The sequence below is a fragment of the Pseudomonas syringae pv. cilantro genome, from assembly GCF_001293775.1.
In the GTDB taxonomy this organism is placed as follows: domain Bacteria; phylum Pseudomonadota; class Gammaproteobacteria; order Pseudomonadales; family Pseudomonadaceae; genus Aquipseudomonas; species Aquipseudomonas syringae_P.
The window spans coordinates 267899-289683 of the sequence record NZ_LGLN01000032.1 but is presented as its reverse complement, the minus strand read 5'-3'; the positions used below and the strand labels follow the sequence as shown (position 1 = coordinate 289683).

Below are 21785 nucleotides of genomic sequence, written 5' to 3'. Positions count from 1 at the left end.
CGGGCTGTCCGTTTCCGTTGCAAGCAAACAGATTACTTTTGCCAGATGCCTTTCCCCGACAGGCGTTCCCGGTCGTGCGTGGCCTGCAGGTTCAGCGCAGGTCCCTTGGGAATGATCCCGGTCGGGTTGATGGTGCGGTGACTTCCGTAGTAGTGGCCTTTGATATGCTCGAAGTCCACGGTCTCGGCAATGCCCGGCCATTGATACAGTTCGCGCAGCCAGTTGCTCAGGTTCGGATAGTCGGCAACACGCCGCAGGTTGCATTTGAAATGGCTGTAATACACCGCATCAAAGCGCACGATGCTGGTGAACAGGCGCACATCGGCCTCCGTCAGGTGCTCACCCGTCAGATAGCGTTTCTCGCCTAACAGCGTTTCCAGTGCATCCAGCTCGGTAAATACATCGTCGAAGGCCTCTTCATAAGCGCCCTGCGACGTCGCGAAACCTGCCCGGTAAACGCCATTGTTGACGTTCGGGTAGATCTGCTCATTGAGTTCGTCAATCGTCGGCCTTAACGGATGAGGGTAAAAATCCAGCGTGTTGCCGGTCAGCTCGTCGAACGCAGTGTTGAACATGCGGATGATTTCCGCCGACTCGTTGCTGACGATGCGTTGCTGCTGCTTGTCCCATAACACCGGCACGGTCACGCGCCCGGTGTATTCAGGGTCATCTGCGGTATAGCGCTGGTGAAGGAACTGCACTCCATCCAGAGCATCGCCGCTGGAGCCTTTCTGCTCATCGAAGGTCCAGCCGTTTTCCAGCATCAGCCAACTGACCACTGAAACATCGATCAGGTTGTCCAGGCCCTTGAGCGTGCGCAGGATCAGCGTGCGATGCGCCCAAGGGCATGCCAGTGACACGTAAAGGTGGTAGCGACCGGCTTCGGCTGCAAAACCGCTTTCACCGGATGGCCCTGCTTGCCCGTCGCGCGTTACCCAATTACGTCGCTGAGCATTTTCGCGCTGAAATGCGCCGTCTTTGCTGCTTTTGTACCACTGGTCTTGCCAGCGTCCTTCGACCAGAAGGCCCATGTCTGACTCCCGTTGTTGAGTGATAGAACTTGGAGGTCAGTTCAAGCGCGTCGGTTCGATCTGAAAAGCGCAAGATTATGGACGCTGGTTATCGTCGTAGCCGATAGATCATAGGGTTTTGTCACGACGATCCCAGAACGTTTGAGCTTGCTCGAAAGCCTCGTCGCGAGCGACACCCAGGCCGCGCAGGGCAAGCGCCATGGTTGAAATCAACGCCAGTTGCGGATAACTGTCCTCGATCTCGCCACGCCATAAGGCCAGCAGTTGCTGCGGGTCAAGGGTTGCCGGTTTGACGTGCCGACGCGGCGAGAGCGCCGGCCATTCTTCGTCCCAGGGCTGTCCGCCGGTGGTGCCATACAGATGGCTGATGGTGTCGGGGTTGATCTCGATTTCGCCGCCGTCACCCTTGACTACGATGGCGTTGTCGCCCAGTAAACTGCTGGCATCGCGATGCACGCCCTGATAGCCCGGATGAAAGATGCTCTGCAGGCCACAGCGTGCCTGCAATGGGTTGAGAATGCGCGCCAGCGAGTGAATCGGAGAGCGCAGACCCAGTGTGTTACGCAAATCGATCATACGTTGCAACTGCGGCGCCCAGTCAGCGAGCGGGATAAACGCCAGGTTGCCTTGATCGAGCGCGCTTTCGACGGCTGCCCAGTTACGGCACAGCGGAATATTCAGCAAGCCCAGCAGTTGCTCGGCGTACAGACGCCCTGCGGTGTGCGCGCCGCCGCCGTGAAGAAGGATTTTCACGCCGTTCTGCGCCAGGCACTTGGCTGCCAGCAAGTACCACGGCAGATGGCGCTTTTTGCCCGCATAGGTCGGCCAGTCGATATCCACCGCTAACGGCGGGGCGTTCAGGCGTTGGCGCAGTGCTTCAGTGAAGCCGGCCAGTTCCTCGGGGCTTTCTTCCTTGTGGCGCAGCAACATCAGGAATGCACCGAGCTGGGTGTCTTCGACCTTTTCGTCGAGCAGCATGCCCATGGCCTCCCGCGCTTCTTCGCGGGTCAGGTTGCGTGCACCGCGTTTGCCTTTGCCGAGGATGCGCACGAAGGGGGCAAAAGGATGTTCTTCTGGCGTTTCGGTCACCAGTGGGGCGTAGTCGTTCATATGCAATTGGTCGGCTTTGGCAGGCCCGCCAGCTTGGCGGCAAGTTTGGCAGGGGTGCCGTTGAACAGACGGTTGAGGTGCAGGCTGTTGCCTTTCTCCACACCCAGCTTCAGCGCAGTGTATTTGATCAGTGGCCGAGTGGCCGGCGAGAGCTGAAACTCGGCGTAGAAATCCCGCAACAGCTGGAGAATTTCAATGTGTTCTGCGCTCAGGACAATGCCTTCCTCGGCCGACAAGGCCTGCGCAACCTCCATTGACCAGTCGTTGAGGTCTTGAAGAAACCCGTCTTTGTCCAGGTCGATGCTGCGTCCGTCGATGATCAGCTGCTTCATAGCCAGGTATTGACCTTGTCGAAACGCAACGACAGCTCCACGAAGGCGGGGTAGTCGATGCTGTTAATGCCCGCAGCAAGCGGCAGATTGCGCGCCTTGACGTCTTCATCCAGCGCAAACAGCTGCGATGAGCCAATCAGGGCTTGCAGGTTCTGCCACTGAGTGCTGGCCGACGTCAGCGCATACGTGGCGTCGCCACACAGCAAAACGCCATCATCGCTGCCCAGCAGGCGCAGGCAGCTGTCCAGTCGAGTATCGGTGAAGGGCGAGTGAGAAAGAACGTGCAAGGTAGCCATCAGATCGTAATCACCTCGTCATAGCGGTCAAACAGTGCCGACAACTCGGGCCGCGCGGCCAACGGGTTGATCTCGTCGCCCAGCGTGCTGGCAGAAATACCGCGCTCAGCCAGGCTCTGCCCACAGGCATACAGGTCTTCGACGCCGAACATCGATAACGCTTTAAGGTTTGCAGTCAGGTCCTTCTGCTGCAAGGCCCCCGGAGCCTGCTGCGGCGCCAACTGAAAAACACCGTCATCCATAAACAGCAGGCCGACCGGCAGATCGAACGCGCCGCCCGCCAGTACGATGTCCAGCGCTTCCCGGGCACCGGGACCGGACCACGGTGACTGGCGGCTGACAATCAATAATGATCGAGGCATTTCACGGCCCTCCAAAGCAGATCAGGCGATCAGCGGATTGCACGGCGTCATGCAACTGACCCAGCCCGGACAGTTCCCACGGCTCAAGCAGATTTGCCGCTGGCCGCTGATAGCGCTCGGCTTCCTGAGCATTCAGCACGCCACGGCGCAACGCAGCGGCAATGCACACCACGCCGTCCAGGTTGTGCTCGACGATGAAGTCGCGCCATTGCAGCGCCAGATCCTGCTCGTCCTGAGGCGTCACGACGTTGGCCGACGCGCTGTGCACTCCGTCCTGATAAAAGAACAGACGGACGATTTCATGACCGCCTGCGAGCACCGCCTTGGCGAACAGCAGCGCACGCCGCGAGGAGGGCGCATGAGCGGCGGAAAAAAGCGAGATGGCGAATTTCATGATCGGCTCTGCCAACAAAACATGCGCAATGATAAAGAATTCAGGGGCGGGTGTGTGAGTCTGGCGAAGGAGCGCTGATCACTTCACGGTGCGGCAAACATCCTGTCTCGTCGCTTGATTGATAACGAGCGAACATCAATACATGAAAATATAGCACTTACCGTTTCAAAGTGTGTCCGGCAGACTCCTTGATAAGCGCTGACAAGCACTCTTATAACGTTGTCCTTCTCGTGCCTTGGTCTACAGCCTGGCAACAGCCGTTTTTGGCGGGTTTAGTCCGGCCATATCGACACGCTGCTCAACGCTAGAGCGGTCGCTTATTCCGACAGCGCCCGTGGCATGTACATCGAGAACGAACTGTTCAAAAAGCTCGGCATTCAGCAGCAGCGCTGGTGTCAGCGTTCGCCCGCGGCGCTTGATCAAGCCGACGTTGCGGATCACCTCAGGGGCAACCAATGGCACGCTCACCAGAAACGGGTGGGAGGTGATCGGCATGGCAATCGAGGGCACCGCTGCCACCCCAAGCCCGGCTTCTACAAGGCCGATCATGGTCGTGACATGCCGCGTTTCGCAGATGCTGTCCCTGGGCGGGCGCGTGGGCGCCAGCGCCTTGTCCAGCACCAGTCTGTTGCCGGAGGTGATATCCAGGGAGATGTAGTCGTGGCGGTACATCTCTTCCCGACTGACACTGACCTTGCGCGTGGTGCGCTCGAACAGCTTCACATTCAGCGCCGACTCCAGCTTTTCTATACGCCGGCTGAGCGCAAGCTGCGTAATCTGCACAGTGTCGGCGGCCTTGCGAAAGCTGCCGGTCTCAACCACGGCCCGAAAGGCCTGAAGGTCGTTTAGATCGAAGTTGATGGGCATAGGGCAGTCAGTTCTATTGATGCGGGATGCGCATCAATATATCAGGCCGCGTGAGGCGGGCAGGGAGTGCGGCGATTATCAGGAGCTGCTCTGATCGGCCTCGGCAATAATCAGGGCCTTTGCAAGCGCAACGGCGTTCGGGATATCCAGCTGGCTGGAAGCGAACGACTTGATCAGCAGCGATTTTGGCAGGGCCCAATCCCACTTCTCCCGGATCAGGTTCTTTACATCGTTCAAAAGCGGCTCGACGTCGTTGGCGTCCAGCTCGGCAATCCTGCCCAGCGCCGCTAAAGCGCTTTCCCGTGATGCGCTTATTTCCAGAACCAGTCCCGAACCTGTGCACATCACCCCGGACTGGTTGAGCAAAAGGCAAAGCGCGTCATTGGTGTAGTCCCCGGCCCAGGTCAGCAGGTAGCTGCTTGAGACCGAGCCGGTCAGATACTGGTCTGCCAGCCCCAGCCTGTGAAATGTCTGACGTGCTTCTCCGAGCAGGGCTTGCGCACTGGCATCAATGAACGGGCAGGGATCGCTCTCTGTCAGTACGGCGCGCATCTCTTGCCGTACGCGGTCATGAATCTTGGCCCCGAGCCCATCGAATACGGGCGGCTCGCCGCCACGTGCAGGCATGACGACAATGACTTTCTTTTCCAGGTCTACATCCAGTACCTGCCAGCGTCGGCCGCCGAATATGATGCGTTGGCCCATGGTCAGCGGGCGGCTGACAGGAACGGACCCGAGCGGTTTGCCATCCCGGACCAGCCTGAACTCTTCATCGGTGGTAAATGCGCTGTAAAACTCATAGTGATTGACCAGCTTCTCGCCAATTTCACCCGGCAGCAGCAGGCCCGAACTGTCCTGAACGATCAGTTTCTTTTCACCCAAAGTCTTGAGGAGGGTCATAAAGTCGGCTTTGCTGATGGCTGCAAATGTCCCGCTTGCGACCAGGCTACTCCACAGCTCTGTTGCACTGGCGCCGCCTTGCTGAGCGATCATCGACAAGCACTGCTGCACCAGCGTCGAGGCGTGCAGGTCGTTCGCTCTGGGTGGCTCAAACCATTTTTCGATCAACAACCGGATCATGGCGATTGTCTGTACGAGATTTTGCCGGAGTTGATCCGAGAGGCCTGATTCAGGTGTCAGGGTTTTTTCCTGGCAATAGGCGCGCAGTGTTGCGGGCTCTCCCTCACGGCGCCCTGATCGGCCCAATCGCTGACGCAGGCTGGCTACCGATGGAGGCGGTCCGATCTGCGCAACGGCTTTGATATTGCCGATATCGATACCCAACTCAAGGGTGGTGGTGCAGACAGCAGAGGCGGGCGGGGTGCCCGCTTTCAATGCTCGCTCTGTGTCTTCACGCAAGTCCCTGGACAGGCTTCCGTGGTGTGGTAGAAATTCATTGGGCAGACCATCGTTTTCACACAAACGGCGCAGTCTGTCGGCGTACCACTCCACTTGGTCGCGGCTGTTGGGGAAAATCAGGTTGTTGCTGCCGCGCAAAACCCTGTACAGATGTGCCGCGATAGCGTGTCTGGTCCCGGATGCGTCTTCTTCTTCGTCATCGTCGTCCTTTGTTATGGATGTCTGTTTGTCCGCAACGAGCTTTTTCAGCGGCAGCATCGTGTAGCCGCGCACTTGAACCTGGAGGTCCTGGCCCGATGCTCGAGAAATGATTTCGTCCATGCGCCGGGCTTGTCCCGGACGCAGAAACTCGCGTGCGAGCGCCATCTCCCCCAAGGTCGCGGACAGGCCTACACGCGGAAGTTTCCTGTTGGCAACGCTCTCGACCCGGTGCATCAGCGATTGCAGTTGCTTGCCGCGTTCACTGCCGATGAAGGCATGCAATTCGTCGATCACGACGTAACGAAGGTTTTGAAAAAGACCCGCCAGAGCCGAGCCGCGGTTGACGAACAAGGCTTCCAGCGACTCTGGGGTAATGAGCAGAATGCCGCTGGGCGATTTAAGAAACTTATGCTTTTTGCTTGCTGATACATCGCCATGCCAGCCGACGACCGGAATTTCAAGGCGCTCGCACAGGCGCGTCAATCTGTCCCACTGGTCATTGATCAGGGCCTTCAGCGGGCTGATGTAAAGCACCGCGCCAGGCGGATCCGCGCTGTTGAGCAGGTTGGTCAGAATGGGCAGAAAAGCCGCTTCGGTTTTGCCTGCTGCCGTTGACGCCGCGATGATCACGTCACGATCAGCCTCGATCAAGGCAGGGATAGCCCATTCCTGAGCATCCCTGAGCGAGGTCCAGCCTTGGGACCACACCCATTGCTGTACATCGGGGTGAAGCTGTTCGAACGCCGATGAGTCAGAGCTTGAAACTGGTGAGTTCATCGTCGGCCTCTACGTTCAGATCGTTCTGGCCGCCGTCGTCTCTGGCAATCTCCACAGCGCCCAGAAGTGCTCTCCAGTCTGCGCCCGGATTTTGTTCCAGTACCGCCAGCAGGTTGATAAAAGCAGTAATGGTGGTCCGGGGCGTACGGAAGTAAGCCTCTCCCAGCCGCTGGCCACAGTGCTCGATAAAGACGGGGATCGCTTCATCCGGGAGCAGGTATTTTTCCGGATCGCCGTAGGCATAAACGTTGCGCAGGTTCTGCAGGAGGACGTAGAAGTCCTCGGGAGTAAGGCTGGTCAGACGGATGACCGGGCCAGAAAGGTCGACATAACCGGTCTTGGCAAAGGTGTTTTCTGCCAGCCTGGACTGCAGGGCAGGGTAGCTGTACAAGCCTCGGCGCGTGTCCATCAGAAATTCCGGCGTACCGCCCAGAACAAAACCCAGTCCGTCCGTCGATCCTTGCAGAGAATCATTGAGGATGCGCAGGATCTGTTCGTAGTTCGCATTGCGCGCCTGGGTATTGGCAAGTTTGTACAGGTTGACCAGTTCGTCCAGGCACACCATCAGCCCGCCGAAGCCTGCCAGCCGCACAAAGCGGGAAAGCAGTTTGAGTTGATCGTACACAGAGGCGTCATCCACGCAGCTTCTTACTCCCAAGGCCGCCCGCGCATCGGTTTTGGTGGTGAACTCACCTCGCAGCCAGCGAATGGCATCAGCTTTGAGCTTTTCGTTGCCTTCATCAAAGCCACGGCAGTAGGCGGCAATGACTTCTGCGAAATCATAACCATTGACCATTTCGGTCAGTTCGGCGAGGTATTGGCGAATCACCGTCTCGCTGTCGATGCCCTTGCTCCTGGCCTCGGTTTTTGCCTGGGAAATGAATTTTTCGACAATGCCCTGAAGCGCACCGCCATCCGGTTTGGTACGTGTAGACATGTTCTTGGCAAGCTCGGCGTAAAGCGAGCGCGCCTGGCCGCCTGAAGCGTGCAAACGCCGGTCGGGGTTGAGATCGGCATGCATGGTGACCAGCTTGCGTTCCATCGCAATGCCTCTGACCAGATTGAGGAAGAATGTCTTGCCTGCGCCATACTCGCCAATTACGACACGAAACGCTGAACCACCTTCGACCAGGCGGTCGACATCTTTTATAAGGGCGGCCAGTTCACCGACGCGGCCTACCTGTATCAGGTGCTGTCCGACACGAGGAACAACTCCGGCGCGCAGTGACTGAATGACCGCATCGCGATCCTTGGCTCGTATCGTACTCATAGCGTTAGCTCGCTCCAAATGTCGGGGTTGATTTCGATCGGGTCATCGCCCTCGGAAACCGGCATGTCGAACAGCTCGAATGCCATATCGTTGATCTGCTCCAGTGCACCATCGAGCATCAGGTCCATGGTGGCAGTTGCATTTTCCAGCGCTTGTCGAGTCCATTCGTTACGCGATACCAGCAGGCGGAGAAATGCCGAGTGTTCGGTATCGAGGCCGTAGAGATGCGTCTCGGCATCGGAGGCATTTTGCGCGCTATCTTCTGCAGTGACCTGTTCGTCTTCCTGATCGCCCTTGAAAACATTGGCCAGAAGTGCTGACGCCGCTGCGGTTTCGCGCTGCAACTGTGCGATTTTGTGCATGTCCAGAACGATTCCTGAGCCCTGTTTTTTGCCGTCGGCTCCGGTTGAAGCAGGTAAAGATCGGCGTGCAGAGATCATTCCGCCAGACACGCTGGCCGCAGCACCATGCAGATCGCTGTACAGCGAAGTCGTATCGAGTTGCAGGGCTTTGTAGGCGCGCTCAAGCAGCTTGACCTGCTGAGGGGTGACGGTTCCATCAGCCTGGGCAAGCTGAGCGAGAAAATAGCCGATAGTGCGCTTTTCATCTTGCTGCAGTGCAGCAATCTTCTTTTTGAGACTTGAAAGTGTTGGCGGCTGCAATCGTTGGAGTAACTGGTACGCCTTGAGACGTTTTCGATGTGTGACGGAAAAATGCGTCCACGAATCGATATGCTGGCCGAGCAGCGCGCTCTGTCCCTGATTTGCTTCTCCCGACGCTGCTACTGAAGCGGCGATATCCAACGTGGTCAACGCAACGCTGTAGTCTGTTGTTGCGCGCAGGGCCGGTTCATCAGGCTCCGTTTCAAACAGCACGACGTGCTCATCTGCTTTCGCGCGGCCGCCAGCCAGTACGTCGGGCTCCATGCCGATGTTCAGGCCCTCCAGAATTCTTGCCAGTGCGGTTATCTGATTGCGCGGCAGAGCGCCGTCGGACTTGAAGCGTTGCGCCAGCTCGCTGAACGGCATCGCAATTGCGTCAGAGCTGACGTCCGATTGCAGTTTTTCCAGCTCGCGCTTCGCGTATTCAGGCCACAGGAATGGCGGCAGCAGAAGCAAGCCCTCCAGAGCCTCGTATTTGTCAGGGTTGTCGACGTTTCGGCCCACATAACGGCTGAATGGGGTGAGCAGCCCGGCGCATTCCTCAACGATGAGCTGCAGTTTTTTGCGAATGCCTGACGTCACGCTTACATCAGGGAGATCACCTACAGGTATGGGGGGTATGTCAAGGTAGGGGGAGGACGCACGGTAGGTAATCCTGAGTCTGGTTTTGTTGTTGAGTACTTTCAGACCATCGGGGAATCGTTGGGCATATTCTGCCTTGAACAGCCGTTGAAACAGATCCGAGCACCTGACGACCGGGGTGCGCAGTGAAATGTTCGGATCGGTCATCGCCCAGGCCAGTGCCCAGCCGCTGTTCAACGGGTATTTGTCCTTGGCCATCTGGCCCAACGCCACGCGCGTCAAGATCGGCATTTCATAGCTGTCAGCCGATTTCGTTGGCGGTTCGTGCAAGTACATTCGCTCTGAAATGACCGTCGTGTTCAGATGCTCAAGAAGCCTCGAGGCCTGGCTACAAAACGACCCATGCTGGTAATAAAGTCCTTTCAGACGCTCTATCTCAGCCTTGATCGCAGTGCTCTCTTCTCGCGCCTCGGCATCAGAGAGTGTGTCCACGAGCAATCGCCGCTCCAGGCCGTGGAAAAACATGAAGACATAACCGCTACCTGCCTTGGGATCGCATCGACCACCGGCCAGCCACTGTAAGTAGCCGTGACGTTCCTTTGGATCGAGGTCATCGTAAGTCGACCAGTAGAACGTCAGCATGGGGGCAAGATCGACGTGCGAATTCGCTACTTTCAAGGATGTATCAATGAATGAAGGCTCTAACTGCCTGAACCGCGGGTTTTTAGCGCCGACGTAAACCATGCCGTCGGGCAGCGTGATGCCGGCGACAGTGACGGGCTCTCCCGGACGTAGCCATCTGAGTTTACCGGTGTGAGCAGGTGCTTTCGGAATGCTGAAGGACCCGCTTTCGGGTGAGCCCTGCCGAACGGTAAAGAATTCCAGGTTGAGAGTGGAGGAGGTCGCCTGCGGTGCAGCGGGCACAGATTCCTGTACTGACGTGTCCTCATCTGGCTGAGGTTGCGTGCCGCCAATCAGGTTGCTGGACGGTCTGCTGAAGCGCGCGTAGCGCCCTATGGCGAGGCCGGCGTAGTCACTGTTGCCGAAAGAAGGCGTCCGGACAGGGATGGGGAAAGGCTGGGTACCGCCTACCAGGGACGAAGCTCGACTGAAGCGTGCAAAGCGACCTGTCGCAAGGTTTTCAGTCCCTGCATCGACAGCGTGTGTTTGAACAGCTGCTGGAAGGTATTCTTCAGAAGCCCCGGCAGTGTGCCGAATCTCGTCCGCATGGAGCGGCGTGCCTCCAGCAAAATGGGTGGACGGTCGACTGGGTGCCATTGGCTCTTCCATGGTTCATCGGCTGGCAAACCGGCAGTATCCACATTTTGTCTGCGGGGGCCAAGCATGCGTGCCACAGACAAGAGGGGCGGAAACTGGCGAGGTGGGTTTCTGCCTCCTCAAGCGGGTTTACCAAAACCCCGGAAACGACAAAGCCCTGAATAATCAGGGCTTTGCGCTACCAAATATGGCGGAGGCATAGAGATTCGAACTCTAGGACCTGTTACAGTCGGCAGTTTTCAAGACTGCTGCCTTAAACCACTCGGCCATACCTCCACTTCGTTGCGGGCGCCATAATACCGGAATGAAACAAGCTGTCAAACTCTGTGACTAGCCAGTTGCAGCGCCTCTGTTATGATCTTTGCAACTCAACATTTCAACAGGAAGGAGTTTCGCCATGCGCGAACAGGATTACAGCCTTAAAACCGGCGTGCAGGCCGACCAGCTCGAGGTTAGTCGTGTCCTGCGCAATACTTATGGTCTTCTTGCCCTGACGCTGGCGTTCAGCGGTGTCATGGCCTTTGTCGCGCAGCAGATGCGCGTTGGCTACCCGAATATCTTCGTGGTGCTGATCGGCTTCTATGGTCTGTTCTTCCTGACCAACAAGCTGCGTGATTCGGCCTGGGGTCTGGTTTCGACATTCGCTCTGACCGGCTTCATGGGTTTCCTGCTGGGCCCGATCCTCAACCGTTATCTGGGCATGGCTGGCGGCGCTGAAGTGGTCAGCTCCGCTTTCGCGATGACCGCACTGGTCTTTGGTGGCTTGTCGGCCTATGTGCTGATCACCCGCAAGGACATGAGTTTCCTGGGCGGTTTCATCACCGCCGGTTTCTTCGTCCTGCTGGGTGCGGTGCTGGCCAGCATGTTCTTCCAGATCAGCGGGCTGCAACTGGCGATCAGCGCAGGTTTTGTACTGTTCTCTTCGGTCTGCATTCTGTTCCAGACCAGCGCGATCATTCAGGGTGGCGAGCGTAACTACATAATGGCGACCGTCAGCCTGTATGTATCGATCTACAACCTGTTCGTCAGCCTGCTGCAAATCTTCGGCATCATGAGCCGCGACGACTGATCTATATGATCACGGCGGCTTGAGCGTTCAGGCCGCTTCGCTGTAAACAAAAGCCCCGACTTGTCGGGGCTTTTGCATTTCTGCGTTTTCAAAAAATCGGGGTGCTGGCGTTATGCCGGTTTTTCACCGCCCTGGCATGTCAGTCAAATCCTGTCATTCAGTCCAGCCCAAGGCGTAAATTTTTTTGACTGATAAGTCATCTTTATCAAGATTGTTACAGTCTTATCAGGCATTTATCGACTTTTAATCATCACTGAAACAAATATCAGACTATTCCCCAGGGTTTGTAGGCACTTCGCCGTTTTGGCCAATTGACATCACGGAACAGGGATGGACACATTTTTTCAGGATGTGTCAGTTTTGTTACGCAACACAAAGGCGAGTGACAGGATTTCCTCGCCACAGATGGAGTCCTGTCGTACCAATCTGTTCTATCAGCAAACAAGGAAGTGTCATGACGAAAGTCAAAGAAAATGCTGCAATTCAACTCTCCGCTGCTACCAGCAGTTCCTATGACCAGATCAATACGTTCGCTCACGAGTATGACCGTGGTGGCAACCTCACGATCAATGGCAAGCCTTCGTACTCGGTCGATCAGGCTGCTGATTACCTGCTTCGCGATGACACCGCCTGGGCGGATCGCGACGGTAACGGCACCATCAACCTCACGTATACGTTCCTGACAGCCAAACCTGCCGGGTTCGACAATTCTCTGGGGACTTTCAGTGCGTTCAACGCGCAACAGAAAGCCCAGGCGGTATTGTCGATGCAATCCTGGGCAGACGTTGCCAAGGTCAGTTTCACCCAGGCCGCTTCCGGCGGCGACGGGCATATGACCTTTGGTAACTACAGTGATGGCAGTAGCGGCGGGGCAGCTTTTGCGTATCTGCCCAGTGGCAACAGCCGCACGGATGGCCAGTCCTGGTACCTTGTCGATAACAGCTACAAGGTCAACACCACCCCGGACAATGGCAATTACGGCCGTCAGACCCTGACCCACGAAATCGGCCACACCCTGGGCCTGTCTCACCCTGGCGACTACAACGCCGGCGAAGGCAACCCGACTTATAGGGACGCCACTTACGCAGAAGACACGCGCGGTTACAGCGTCATGAGTTACTGGAGTGAATCCAATACCGATCAGAACTTCGTCAAGGGCGGCGCTCCGTCGTATTCCTCGGCTCCGTTGCTGGACGATATTGCGGCTGTTCAGCAGCTTTACGGCGCAAACATGAGCACGCGTGCCACCGACACGGTCTACGGCTTCAACTCCACCGCCGGGCGGGATTTCTACAGCGCCACGTCTGCCGCTTCCAAGGTGGTGTTCTCGGTGTGGGACGGAGGGGGCAAGGATACCCTCGACTTCTCGGGCTTCACCCAGAACCAGAAGATCAACCTCAACGCCGCCTCGTTCTCGGACATCGGTGGCATGGTGGGCAACGTTTCCATTGCCAAAAACGTCGTGGTTGAAAACGCCATCGGTGGCTCAGGCAGTGACTTGTTGATCGGCAACTCCGCTGCAAACGACCTTAAAGGTGGTGCCGGTAACGACATCATCTACGGTGGCGGCGGCGCCGACAGCCTGACCGGTGGCGCAGGTGCTGACATCTTTGTGTTCGGTGCCAGCTCCGACTCCAATCGTGCAGCTCAGGATACGATTCGTGACTTTGTCAGTGGTCAGGACAAAATCGACGTATCGGCCATCTCCACGCTGAGCGCATTGCAGTTCGTCAACGCCTTCAGCGGACATGCGGGTGAAGCGATCCTCAACTACAGCCAGAGCAGCAATCTGGGTAGCCTGGCCATCGACTTCACAGGGCAGGGACTGGGTGATTTCCTGGTAGGGACCGTTGGTCAAGCGTTCGCTACGGATATCGTGGTTTAATCGGTAACACTCATGGGCGGCTCTTTCTGCCGCCCATGATCCGGAATGTACCCCTTCATGAATATCAATCACGTTGTTCGAATCGTGCCAATTGCGTTTGCGCTGCTGGCAGGGATTTCTGGAGCAAGCATGGCCATGAGTTTGAAACTGCCCAACCCCGCCGAGCTCAGCGGCAAGTGGCAACTTTCTGTTCAAGGGAAAGCCGGAGATGCCTGCCAGCTTCATCTGAATACCGAAGTACCGCAACTGAGTGGTGATCTGGCGTGTGCAGTGCAGTGGTTGCACGAAGTGCCTGACGGCTGGTTTCCGACTCCGGATGGTCTGGCGCTCACCGACAAGGAAGGCAATCGCCTGGTCCACTTTAACAGGACAGGATCGCAGAGCTATGAAGCACGTTTGCCCGGTGGTGAAGTGCTGATCCTTGGACGGCTCGCCGAATAAGCATTTACGGACGTACACGCGTTATTTGACAAAAATCACGGATGTCGCCCTGTCACAAGCAGGATCATCAAGGAACGACCATGAGTGCCTTGCCCCATAGCGCCCAGCCGCCGCTTTATAAAGCGCTGGCAGATTACAAGAGCGCGTTGATCGGCGTCGGTTGTTTTACCGCGCTGATCAATGTGTTGATGCTTGCTCCATCGATTTACATGTTGCAGGTCTATGACCGTGTGTTGACCTCGCAGAATCAGACCACACTGGCCATGCTGACCCTGATGGTGGTCGGATTCTTTGCGTTTATCGGCTTGCTGGAAATGATCCGCAGCTTCGTGGTCATCCGCATCGGCAGCGAGCTGGAGAAGCGTTTCAATCTGCGTGTCTACCAGGCTGCGTTCGAGAGCAATCTGCATGCCGGGCAGCGTCAGGCCGGCCAGGCACTCGGTGATCTGACCTTTATCCGCCAGTTCCTCACCGGCCCTGCGTTGTTTGCGTTCTTTGACGCCCCCTGGTTTCCCATTTATCTGGCGGTGATTTTTCTGTTCGATCCCTGGCTGGGCCTGCTGGCCAGTGTCGGCACGGTGCTGCTGGTCGCGCTGGCGTACCTGAATGAATGGCTGACCCGTAAGCCGTTGGCCGAGGCCAGTGGCTATTCGCAGCAGTCTGCGCAATTGGCAACTCGCCACCTGCAACAGGCCGAGGCCATTCAGGCCATGGGCATGCTGGAGGCATTGCGACGTCGCTGGTTCTCTGTGCACGGGCGCTTTCTGGCGCTGCAGAACCGCGCCAGCGACACCGGCGCGGTGATCAGCTCGATCAGCAAAGCGCTGCGCCTGTGTCTGCAATCGCTGGTCCTGGGGCTGGGCGCACTGCTGGTGATCCGTGGCGACATGACGGCCGGAATGATGATCGCCGGTTCGATCCTGATGGGACGCGTTCTGAGTCCCATCGATCAGTTGATTGCCGTCTGGAAACAGTGGAGTTCCGCACGCCTGGCTTACGGGCGCCTCGATCAGTTGCTCAAGACTTACGCCGAACCTGCGCCGCGCATGCCGCTGCCGGCACCGCGCGGTCAGATCACCGCAGAGCAGGTCAGCGCCGCACCTCCGGGCAGAACCTCGCCGACGGTGCAACAGGTGAGTTTTCAGTTACAGGCCGGGGAGGTGCTTGGCGTGCTGGGCGCGTCCGGCTCTGGCAAGTCGACCCTCGCTCGAGTGCTGGTGGGGGTGTGGCCAGTGCTCGGCGGCACAGTGCGGCTGGACGGTGCCGACATGCATCGCTGGGACCGCGAGGCACTTGGGCCCTACATTGGTTATTTGCCGCAGGACATCGAACTGTTCAGTGGCACCGTGGCCGAGAATATTGCGCGTTTCCGTGATGACGACGGGGCCGCGGTGGTGGCTGCTGCGCGACTGGCGGGTGTGCATGAGCTGATTCTGCGCTTGCCGCAAGGTTACGACACGCGCCTGAGCGATGATGGTGGCGGCTTGTCTGGCGGCCAGAAACAGCGCGTTGCGTTGGCTCGGGCGTTATATGGCGAACCACGACTGGTGGTGCTGGATGAACCCAACTCCAATCTGGATGCCGCTGGCGAAGCGGCGCTCACTCAGGCAATCGGTGAGCTCAAGGCCCGAGGTTGTACGGTGGTGCTCGTGACTCACCGTACGCCTTCATTGACTCAGACCGATCGTCTGCTGGTACTGAGCGAAGGTCGCATGCAGGCCTTCGGGCCAACGGCGCAAATCCTTCAGGCGCTGTCGGGGCAGGCATCGCAGGCGCAAACCGCCGAGCAACAACCGCAACCCCGCCCGGTGCCGACCGGGATTTCCATGAGCCGCCAGTACGGCGCCCAGAACAGGCAGACGTATGAGCCGCTCTCTCGACAATCATTACGCCGTGCCGGGCAAGGAACGCGGCGTGCAGTTTTTCGTCCGCGCAGGCTGGATTCTGATGCTGGCAGGGGCGGGCAGCTTTTTTCTCTGGGCAAGTCTGGCACCGCTGGATCAAGGCATCGCCGTGCAAGGGACGGTGGTGGTCTCGGGCAAACGCAAGGCCGTGCAGTCGCTGGATGGCGGCGTGGTGAGCAAAATTCTCGTCAGCGAAGGCCAGCTGGTAAAAGAAGGCGAACCGCTGTTTCGCCTCGATCAGACGCAGGTCGAAGCCGATGTGCAGTCGTTACGCGCTCAATACCGAATGGCGTGGGCGAGTCTGGCCCGTTGGCAGAGCGAGCGCGACAACCTGAATGAGATCAACTTCCCCGCAGAACTGATCGCCGCCGGGCAAGGGCAAGACCCCGATCCACGATTGGCGTTGGTGCTTGAAGGGCAGCGGCAATTGTTCAGCAGTCGTCGACAGGCCCTGGCGCGTGAGCAATCGGGTTTGCAGGCGAGCATCGAAGGTGCCGGGCTGCAACTCAAGGGCATGCGCCGGGCGCGTCTGGACCTGCAGGCCCAGGCCGACTCGCTGCGCCAGCAGTTGAGCAACCTGCAGCCCCTGGCGCAAAACGGTTTTATCCCGAGCAACCGGCTGCTGGAATTTCAGCGTCAGTTGTCGCAGGTGCAGCAGGACCTGGCTCAGAACGCGGGCGAAACCGGGCGAATCGAGCAGTCGATCATCGAGTCGCGGCTGCGTCTGCAGCAGCAGCGCGAGGAGTATCAGAAAGAGGTGCGCAGCCAATGGGCCGACGCGCAGGTCAAGGCGCTGACGCTTGAGCAGCAACTGGCCTCTGCGGGTTTTAGCTTGCAGCACAGCGCAATTCTGGCGCCTGCCGATGGCATCGCCGTCAACCTGGGCGTGCACACCGAAGGCGCGGTGGTTCGTGCTGGCGAAACGCTGCTGGAAATCGTTCCGCAAGGCACCCGTCTAGAGGTCGAAGGGCGCTTGCCGGTGCAGTTGATCGATAAGGTCGCCAGCCACTTGCCGGTGGATATTTTGTTCACGGCGTTCAATCAGAGCCGCACCCCGAGGGTGTCCGGTGAGGTGAGCCTGATTTCCGCTGACCAGATGCAGGACGAAAAAACCGGCCAGCCGTATTACGTATTACGCACCTCGGTTGGCGATGCGGCGCTGGAAAAACTCAACGGTCTGGTGATCAAGCCGGGTATGCCGGCTGAAATGTTCGTGCGCACGGGCGAACGCTCGCTGCTCAATTATCTGTTCAAACCGTTGCTGGACCGTGCCGGCTCCGCGTTGACGGAGGAATAGAATGTCTGCTTATCCTCTGAAAGCCGCTTTGCTGACGGCCATTTTGCTGGGCGGGTTGCTGGGTGCGGTTCCCGCCAGCCATGCAATGGGCCCGTTCGAGGTCTACGCGCTGGCGCTGCGCAACGATCCGACCTTCCTCGGCGCGATCAAGGAGCGTGACGCAGGGCTGGAAAACCGCATCATCGGGCGTGCCGGCCTGTTGCCTCGTGTTTCGTATACCTACAACAAGGGTCGCAACGATTCCAAAGCCACCCTCAAGGGCGGGCGCGAAGACACCACGGATCATCGCCATTACAACAGCTTCGGTTCGAGCCTGACGATTCAGCAGCCGCTGATCGACTACGAGGCATACGCCAATTACCGCAAGGGCGTTGCTCAGGCGCTGTTTGCCGACGAGACCTTCCGCAGCAAGAGTCAGGAATTGCTGGTGCGGGTCCTGACGTTGTACACCCAGGCCTTGTTCGCTCAGGACCAGATCAACATCGCCCGCGCCAAACAACAGGCCTTCGAGCGTCAGTTTGCGCAGAACCGGCAGATGTTTCAGCAGGGTGAGGGCACACGCACCGATATTCTCGAAGCGGAATCGCGCAATGAGCTGGCGATTGCCGAGCAGATCGAAGCGACTGACGAGCAGGATGCGGCCTTGCGCGAGCTTGGCGCGTTGTTGGGTGAACCGGGCATTGACGTCGCTCGGCTGGAGCCGCTGAAGGACAGTTTTCAGGCTTTGGTGCTGGCACCCTCCAGTTATACCGAATGGCATGCACTGGCCTTGGCCAACAGCCCGATTCTGGCGTCGCAGCGTCAGTCGCTGGAAGTGGCGCGGTATGAGGTGGAGCGCAATCGCGCCGGTCATCTGCCGACGGTCAATGCTTACGCGAGCATTCGTCAGAACGAGTCCGACAGCGGCAATACCTACAATCAGCGCTACGACACCAACACCGTCGGCATCGAACTCAGCCTGCCGCTGTACGCCGGGGGCGGTACCAGTGCCTCGGTGCGTCAGGCCAACAGCAAGCGTGAGCAGGCCGAATACGAGCTGGAGGGCAAGACTCGCGAAACCCTGATCGAGGTACGGCGGCAGTTCAATGCCTGCGCGTCGGGTGTGAGCAAGCTGCGGGCTTATCAAAAAGCGCTGGTCTCGGCGCAGGCGCTGGTCGAGTCCACGCGGCAGAGCATTCTCGGCGGCGAGCGCGTCAATCTGGATGCGCTCAACGCCGAGCAGCAGCTTTACAGCACCCGGCGCGACCTGGCAAAGACCCGCTATGACTACTTGATGGCCTGGATCAAGCTGCATTACTACGCGGGCACCTTGCGCGACACCGACCTGGCACGTATCGACGAAGCGTTCGTGCTGGCGCGTTGAGCGCGCGGGTTACACCGTTGTGGCGAAGCGTTGCAGCGAGAAGGCCGAAAGGTCTGCCTCGCTCTCGCCGTGAATGCAGCGCTGCGCCAGCGCCAGCCCGAGTCCGGCCGAGTGTTTGAAGCCATGGCCGGAGCAGGCTGAGACCACGGTCACGTTTTTCAGGTGCGGATGCTCGTCAATGATGAAGTGGTAATCCGGCGTGACGGTATAGGTACACACCGATGACTTGACCACCGTCGGCGTAAGTCCGGCGACCTTTCCCTGTACCTGGGTCCGAAACATTTCCTGTTCCTCCCGCGTCGAAATGGTGCGATCCAGCGTGCCCGGCATCGACACGTCCTGGTACTGTTCAGTGGCGATTTTCATGCTGTGTTCGCCGGGCAGGGGCGGAAAGCCGTAGCTGACTTCAACCTCGCCCGGCCCGTGAGTCAGGATGAAGCTCGGCGAGGCCGGTGCGAAGCGCGCGTCTTCCTGTAACCCGAACCAGAACAGCTTTTGCCGACAGACCCTGAGCAAATCGCTGAAAGGGGCGCCCAGCAGTTCAGACGACCACATGCCGGCGCTGACCACCACCTTGTCGGCAATGATCGCGCGCTGGTCAGTGGTTATCTGCACCTGTTCACCGTGGTTCTGCAACTGCAAGACCGTCTCACCGGTCAGCAGTCGCGCGCCGTGCTGCCTGGCCAGCTTGAGTTGCGCAGCGATGCAGCGCTCGGGTCGGACAAAGCCGCCTGCCGGTTCAAAGTAGCCGATGGCGGTGTCCAGCACGGGGGAGAACTGCGGGAAGCGTTCGCGGATGGCGGCCGCATCGAGGACCTCGTGCTCAACGCCATACGCACGGGCCAGCGCGATGGTCATGTGGGTGAAGTCTTTGCTGTCCGCGGGGTCGTAACTCGGGCTGGACGTCATCACCAGCACTCCGCACTGCTCGAACAGTGATTCACCGGTCAGCGCCTCCAGCTCACGCCAGATGTCATGCGAACGGCGTACCAGCGGCAGATACTGCGGACCTTCACCCACTGACAGGCGGGTGATGCGCGTATCACCATGGCTGGAGCCATACGTATGCGGCGGATCATGTCGATCAATGCCGATGACATCGATTCCGGCCCTGGCCAGTTGATAGACAGTGGCCGCACCCATGGCACCCAGGCCAAGCACGGCCACCTTGCAACGCTGTTCCATTTGCTGCGCACCTCGAAAAAAGCAACCATTTCAGGGGGATGGGTTTTTCCCATCAACAGTCAATCAGGCCTAAGCATATGTCAAAGCGCTGTCTCTCTGCGCGACACAGATTTCGACGCTCGCCAAAAAATTTACGCTTGCACTGCTCAGGGTTTTTAAGTTCCGGAATCAGTGAAAAGTTGTCCACGGAAATCGTGGGTATGTCTGTGGGTAACTTTTTGAAACCCTTGTTACACGTGGCTTACAGCTGTGTGGTTAATTTATGAACAGCCTGTGAATTGCACTTCTATGGTGCTGCGGCCAGAGGGCAAAAAGGGGGCTGTTTCACGCGACTGTGCGCACAAAAGCACAAATATTTTTCATTCAGCCCAGGCGTATTTTTTTGAAAAAAAAACGCCACCCTCATCGGGTGGCGTCTTTTGTCATTTCAGAGGCTACAGGCCAGCGATTACAAGACAGGCTGATCGCTCCACTCGCCGTTGACCAGACGACGCAGGCCCAGCGGGTTGGCGTTTTGCAGAGCAGGCGGCAACTGGCTGTCCGCCAGGTTCTGATAGCAGACCGGGCGCAGGAAGCGGTCGATGGCCAACGTGCCCACCGACGTGCCGCGCGCGTCCGAGGTCGCCGGGTACGGGCCGCCGTGGACCATGGCTTCGCACACTTCAACACCGGTCGGGTAGCCGTTGAACAGGATGCGGCCGACTTTTTCTTCCAGAATCGGTTGCAGCCAGCTGTACTGGCTCAGGTCCGCCGGTTCGCCGATCACGGTTGCTGTCAGCTGGCCGCGCAGGGCTTGCAATGCATCCTTGAGCTGCGCGTCATCCGCGACCTCGATGATCAGCGTGGTCGGGCCGAAGACTTCTTCCTGCAACAGCTGATCGCCATTGAGCAGTAGGCTGACGTCAGCCTTGAACAGCTGCGCCTGAGCTTGTTTGCCTTCTTGCGGCTTGCCGGCCAGGTGGGTCACGCCAGAGTGGGACAGCAGATGCTCGACACCTTTGCTGTAGCTGCGCAGACCGCCAGCATTGAGCATGGTCTGCGGCGCCTGACTGGCCATCTGTTCGGTCAATTGCTCGACGAACGTCGAAAATTCAGGCGAGCGCAGGCCAATGACCACGCCCGGATTGGTACAGAACTGGCCTGCACCCATCACTACCGAGCCGGCCAGCTCCTTGGCCACGGTTTCGCCACGCGCCTTCAACGCGCCAGGCAGCAGCACGACCGGGTTGATGCTCGACATCTCGGCAAACACCGGAATCGGCTGCGCACGTTCGGCAGCCATTTTGCACAGCGCATTACCGCCGTTCAGTGAGCCGGTGAAGCCTACGGCCTGAATGGCCGGGTGCTTGACCAGGCCTTCGCCAACGCCGTTACCGAAGATCATGTTGAACACGCCTTTTGGCATCTGCGTGCGTTCCGCCGCGCGGATGATGGCACTGGCCACCAGATCGGCGGTCGCCATGTGACCGCTGTGCGCCTTGAAGACCACCGGGCAACCGGCAGCCAGTGCTGCGGCGGTATCGCCCCCGGCCGTGGAGAACGCCAGCGGGAAGTTGCTGGCACCGAACACAGCCACCGGACCGACGCCGATGCGGTACTGGCGCAGGTCAACGCGCGGCAGCGGCTTGCGATCCGGCAGCGCCAGGTCGATGCGCGCACCAACGAAGTCACCGCGTCGCAGGACCTTGGCAAACAAGCGCATCTGGCCGCTGGTGCGACCGCGTTCACCCTGGATGCGCGCCTGAGGCAGGGCGGTTTCCTGACAAACGATGGCGACGAAATCGTCACCCAATTGGTCCAGTTCATCAGCAATGGCGTCGAGGAAATCAGCACGGCGGGCCGGGCTCAGTTGACGGAACTCAGGAAATGCAGCTTTGGCTGCCAGTGCAGCAGCGTCGATTTCGCCGTCGGTGGCCTGGTGAAAGCTGTAAGGCAATTCTTCACCAGTGGTGGCATCCAGGCTCTTCTGCAGGCTTTGGCCGAGGGCACTGCGGCCGCCTGCGATGAAGTTCTGGCCGAGAATGTTAGGCATCGGTATCTCCTGTTGTTGGAAGTGGGAGGCGGGCGCCGAAGAGGTCCGGACCATGCGCTCCTTTATGGGTTGCCGAGTTGCTTTGCGG

At 58.6% G+C, this 21785-nt stretch carries 16 protein-coding genes, 1 tRNA gene and 3 pseudogenes; 7 read left to right on the top strand and 13 right to left on the bottom strand.

All coding sequences use genetic code 11. From position 1 onward, the window contains the following. Nucleotides 1–32: 32 nt before the first annotated feature. The 6 genes from ABJ99_RS06800 to tusD all read right to left on the bottom strand — a co-directional run bounded on the left by ABJ99_RS06800 (nt 33) and on the right by tusD (nt 3525). On the bottom strand, nt 33–1031 hold the full coding sequence (locus ABJ99_RS06800) for a glutathione S-transferase family protein (protein ID WP_054085158.1): 999 nt from the start codon (nt 1029–1031) through the stop codon (nt 33–35). Between the two features lie 108 nt (nt 1032–1139). Beyond that, nucleotides 1140–2141, bottom strand: coding sequence for a glycosyl transferase family protein (locus ABJ99_RS06795; protein ID WP_054085157.1), 1002 nt, complete (start codon nt 2139–2141; stop codon nt 1140–1142). Beyond that, nucleotides 2138–2473 carry a TusE/DsrC/DsvC family sulfur relay protein gene (locus tag ABJ99_RS06790; RefSeq protein ID WP_054085156.1) on the bottom strand — a complete coding sequence of 112 codons (336 nt, stop codon included), beginning with the start codon at nt 2471–2473 and terminating at the stop codon, nt 2138–2140. The genes ABJ99_RS06795 and ABJ99_RS06790 overlap by 4 nt, the downstream gene beginning before the upstream one ends. Next, nucleotides 2470–2769 (bottom strand): sulfurtransferase complex subunit TusB, encoded by a 300-nt coding sequence (gene tusB / locus ABJ99_RS06785; RefSeq protein ID WP_054085155.1) that lies wholly within the window; start codon nt 2767–2769, stop codon nt 2470–2472. Before tusB ends, ABJ99_RS06790 begins: the two co-directional genes overlap by 4 nt. After that, on the bottom strand, nt 2769–3131 hold the full coding sequence (gene tusC, locus ABJ99_RS06780; RefSeq protein ID WP_054085154.1) for a sulfurtransferase complex subunit TusC: 363 nt from the start codon (nt 3129–3131) through the stop codon (nt 2769–2771). Before tusC ends, tusB begins: the two co-directional genes overlap by 1 nt. Before the next feature lies 1 nt (nt 3132). Then, complete coding sequence (tusD, locus tag ABJ99_RS06775) at nt 3133–3525, bottom strand: sulfurtransferase complex subunit TusD (RefSeq protein ID WP_054085210.1); 393 nt, start codon at nt 3523–3525, stop codon at nt 3133–3135. A gap of 288 nt (nt 3526–3813) precedes the next feature. Here tusD and ABJ99_RS29010 point away from each other — a divergent pair. Continuing rightward, nucleotides 3814–3912: pseudogene (locus tag ABJ99_RS29010) on the top strand (ABC transporter substrate-binding protein); the annotation flags it as partial. Here the strand turns inward: ABJ99_RS29010 and ABJ99_RS06770 are convergent. The 5 genes and pseudogenes from ABJ99_RS06770 to ABJ99_RS06750 form a co-directional block, all read right to left on the bottom strand. Then, nucleotides 3907–4392, bottom strand: a pseudogene (locus ABJ99_RS06770) (LysR family transcriptional regulator); the annotation flags it as partial. The pseudogenes ABJ99_RS29010 and ABJ99_RS06770 overlap by 6 nt on opposite strands. Nucleotides 4393–4470: 78 nt before the next feature. Continuing rightward, on the bottom strand, nt 4471–6660 hold the full coding sequence (locus ABJ99_RS06765; RefSeq protein WP_054085153.1) for a DEAD/DEAH box helicase: 2190 nt from the start codon (nt 6658–6660) through the stop codon (nt 4471–4473). 43 nt (nt 6661–6703) lie between these two features. Then, the gene (locus ABJ99_RS06760) at nt 6704–7999 is read right to left on the bottom strand and encodes an ATP-binding protein (protein WP_054085152.1); all 1296 of its coding nucleotides are present in this window, start codon (nt 7997–7999) and stop codon (nt 6704–6706) included. After that, complete coding sequence (locus ABJ99_RS06755; protein ID WP_080378045.1) at nt 7996–10521, bottom strand: tellurite resistance TerB family protein; 2526 nt, start codon at nt 10519–10521, stop codon at nt 7996–7998. The genes ABJ99_RS06760 and ABJ99_RS06755 overlap by 4 nt, the downstream gene beginning before the upstream one ends. Nucleotides 10522–10709: 188 nt before the next feature. Continuing rightward, nucleotides 10710–10797: transfer RNA gene (locus tag ABJ99_RS06750), tRNA-Ser, on the bottom strand. A 121-nt stretch (nt 10798–10918) separates the two neighbouring features. Between ABJ99_RS06750 and ABJ99_RS06745 the strand changes: the two genes are divergently transcribed. From ABJ99_RS06745 to ABJ99_RS06720, 6 genes and pseudogenes are all read left to right on the top strand, one after another. Continuing rightward, nucleotides 10919–11590: a Bax inhibitor-1/YccA family protein gene (locus ABJ99_RS06745; protein ID WP_054085150.1), complete on the top strand. Its 672-nt coding sequence runs from the start codon at nt 10919–10921 to the stop codon at nt 11588–11590. A 454-nt stretch (nt 11591–12044) separates the two neighbouring features. Further along, nucleotides 12045–13475, top strand: coding sequence for a serralysin family metalloprotease (locus tag ABJ99_RS06740; protein ID WP_054085149.1), 1431 nt, complete (start codon nt 12045–12047; stop codon nt 13473–13475). 57 nt (nt 13476–13532) lie between these two features. Beyond that, entirely contained in the window at nt 13533–13916 is a 384-nt protein-coding gene (locus ABJ99_RS06735) for a protease inhibitor Inh/omp19 family protein (protein WP_122234932.1), read from the top strand. A gap of 80 nt (nt 13917–13996) precedes the next feature. Continuing rightward, a pseudogene (locus ABJ99_RS06730) lies at nt 13997–15778 on the top strand (type I secretion system permease/ATPase); the annotation flags it as partial. Nucleotide 15779: 1 nt separating this feature from the next. After that, the gene (locus ABJ99_RS06725; protein WP_054085148.1) at nt 15780–17117 is read left to right on the top strand and encodes an HlyD family type I secretion periplasmic adaptor subunit; all 1338 of its coding nucleotides are present in this window, start codon (nt 15780–15782) and stop codon (nt 17115–17117) included. A 1-nt stretch (nt 17118) separates the two neighbouring features. Further along, on the top strand, nt 17119–18480 hold the full coding sequence (locus ABJ99_RS06720) for a TolC family outer membrane protein (RefSeq protein WP_054085147.1): 1362 nt from the start codon (nt 17119–17121) through the stop codon (nt 18478–18480). 9 nt (nt 18481–18489) lie between these two features. On the opposite strand, the gene solA is transcribed toward ABJ99_RS06720, so the two are convergent. Both solA and ABJ99_RS06710 read right to left on the bottom strand, forming a co-directional pair. Continuing rightward, nucleotides 18490–19665 carry an N-methyl-L-tryptophan oxidase gene (solA, locus tag ABJ99_RS06715; RefSeq protein WP_054085146.1) on the bottom strand — a complete coding sequence of 392 codons (1176 nt, stop codon included), beginning with the start codon at nt 19663–19665 and terminating at the stop codon, nt 18490–18492. A gap of 448 nt (nt 19666–20113) precedes the next feature. Continuing rightward, nucleotides 20114–21697, bottom strand: a complete 1584-nt coding sequence (locus tag ABJ99_RS06710; RefSeq protein ID WP_054085145.1) for an aldehyde dehydrogenase (NADP(+)) — start codon at nt 21695–21697, stop codon at nt 20114–20116. Nucleotides 21698–21785 lie beyond the last annotated feature (88 nt).

Bases quoted from the DNA above. Each gene is read 5' to 3' on its own strand.
- tusD (WP_054085210.1), bottom strand. From the start codon at position 3,525: ATGAAATTCGCCATCTCGCTTTTTTCCGCCGCTCATGCGCCCTCCTCG.
- ABJ99_RS06790 (WP_054085156.1), bottom strand. From the start codon at position 2,473: ATGAAGCAGCTGATCATCGACGGACGCAGCATCGACCTGGACAAAGAC.
- ABJ99_RS06740 (WP_054085149.1), top strand. From the start codon at position 12,045: ATGACGAAAGTCAAAGAAAATGCTGCAATTCAACTCTCCGCTGCTACC.
- ABJ99_RS06720 (WP_054085147.1), top strand. From the start codon at position 17,119: ATGTCTGCTTATCCTCTGAAAGCCGCTTTGCTGACGGCCATTTTGCTG.
- tusC (WP_054085154.1), bottom strand. From the start codon at position 3,131: ATGCCTCGATCATTATTGATTGTCAGCCGCCAGTCACCGTGGTCCGGT.
- ABJ99_RS06725 (WP_054085148.1), top strand. From the start codon at position 15,780: ATGAGCCGCTCTCTCGACAATCATTACGCCGTGCCGGGCAAGGAACGC.
- ABJ99_RS06745 (WP_054085150.1), top strand. From the start codon at position 10,919: ATGCGCGAACAGGATTACAGCCTTAAAACCGGCGTGCAGGCCGACCAG.
- tusB (WP_054085155.1), bottom strand. From the start codon at position 2,769: ATGGCTACCTTGCACGTTCTTTCTCACTCGCCCTTCACCGATACTCGA.
- ABJ99_RS06735 (WP_122234932.1), top strand. From the start codon at position 13,533: ATGAATATCAATCACGTTGTTCGAATCGTGCCAATTGCGTTTGCGCTG.
- ABJ99_RS06760 (WP_054085152.1), bottom strand. From the start codon at position 7,999: ATGAGTACGATACGAGCCAAGGATCGCGATGCGGTCATTCAGTCACTG.
- ABJ99_RS06800 (WP_054085158.1), bottom strand. From the start codon at position 1,031: ATGGGCCTTCTGGTCGAAGGACGCTGGCAAGACCAGTGGTACAAAAGC.
- ABJ99_RS06710 (WP_054085145.1), bottom strand. From the start codon at position 21,697: ATGCCTAACATTCTCGGCCAGAACTTCATCGCAGGCGGCCGCAGTGCC.
- ABJ99_RS06795 (WP_054085157.1), bottom strand. From the start codon at position 2,141: ATGAACGACTACGCCCCACTGGTGACCGAAACGCCAGAAGAACATCCT.
- ABJ99_RS06755 (WP_080378045.1), bottom strand. From the start codon at position 10,521: ATGGCACCCAGTCGACCGTCCACCCATTTTGCTGGAGGCACGCCGCTC.
- solA (WP_054085146.1), bottom strand. From the start codon at position 19,665: ATGGAACAGCGTTGCAAGGTGGCCGTGCTTGGCCTGGGTGCCATGGGT.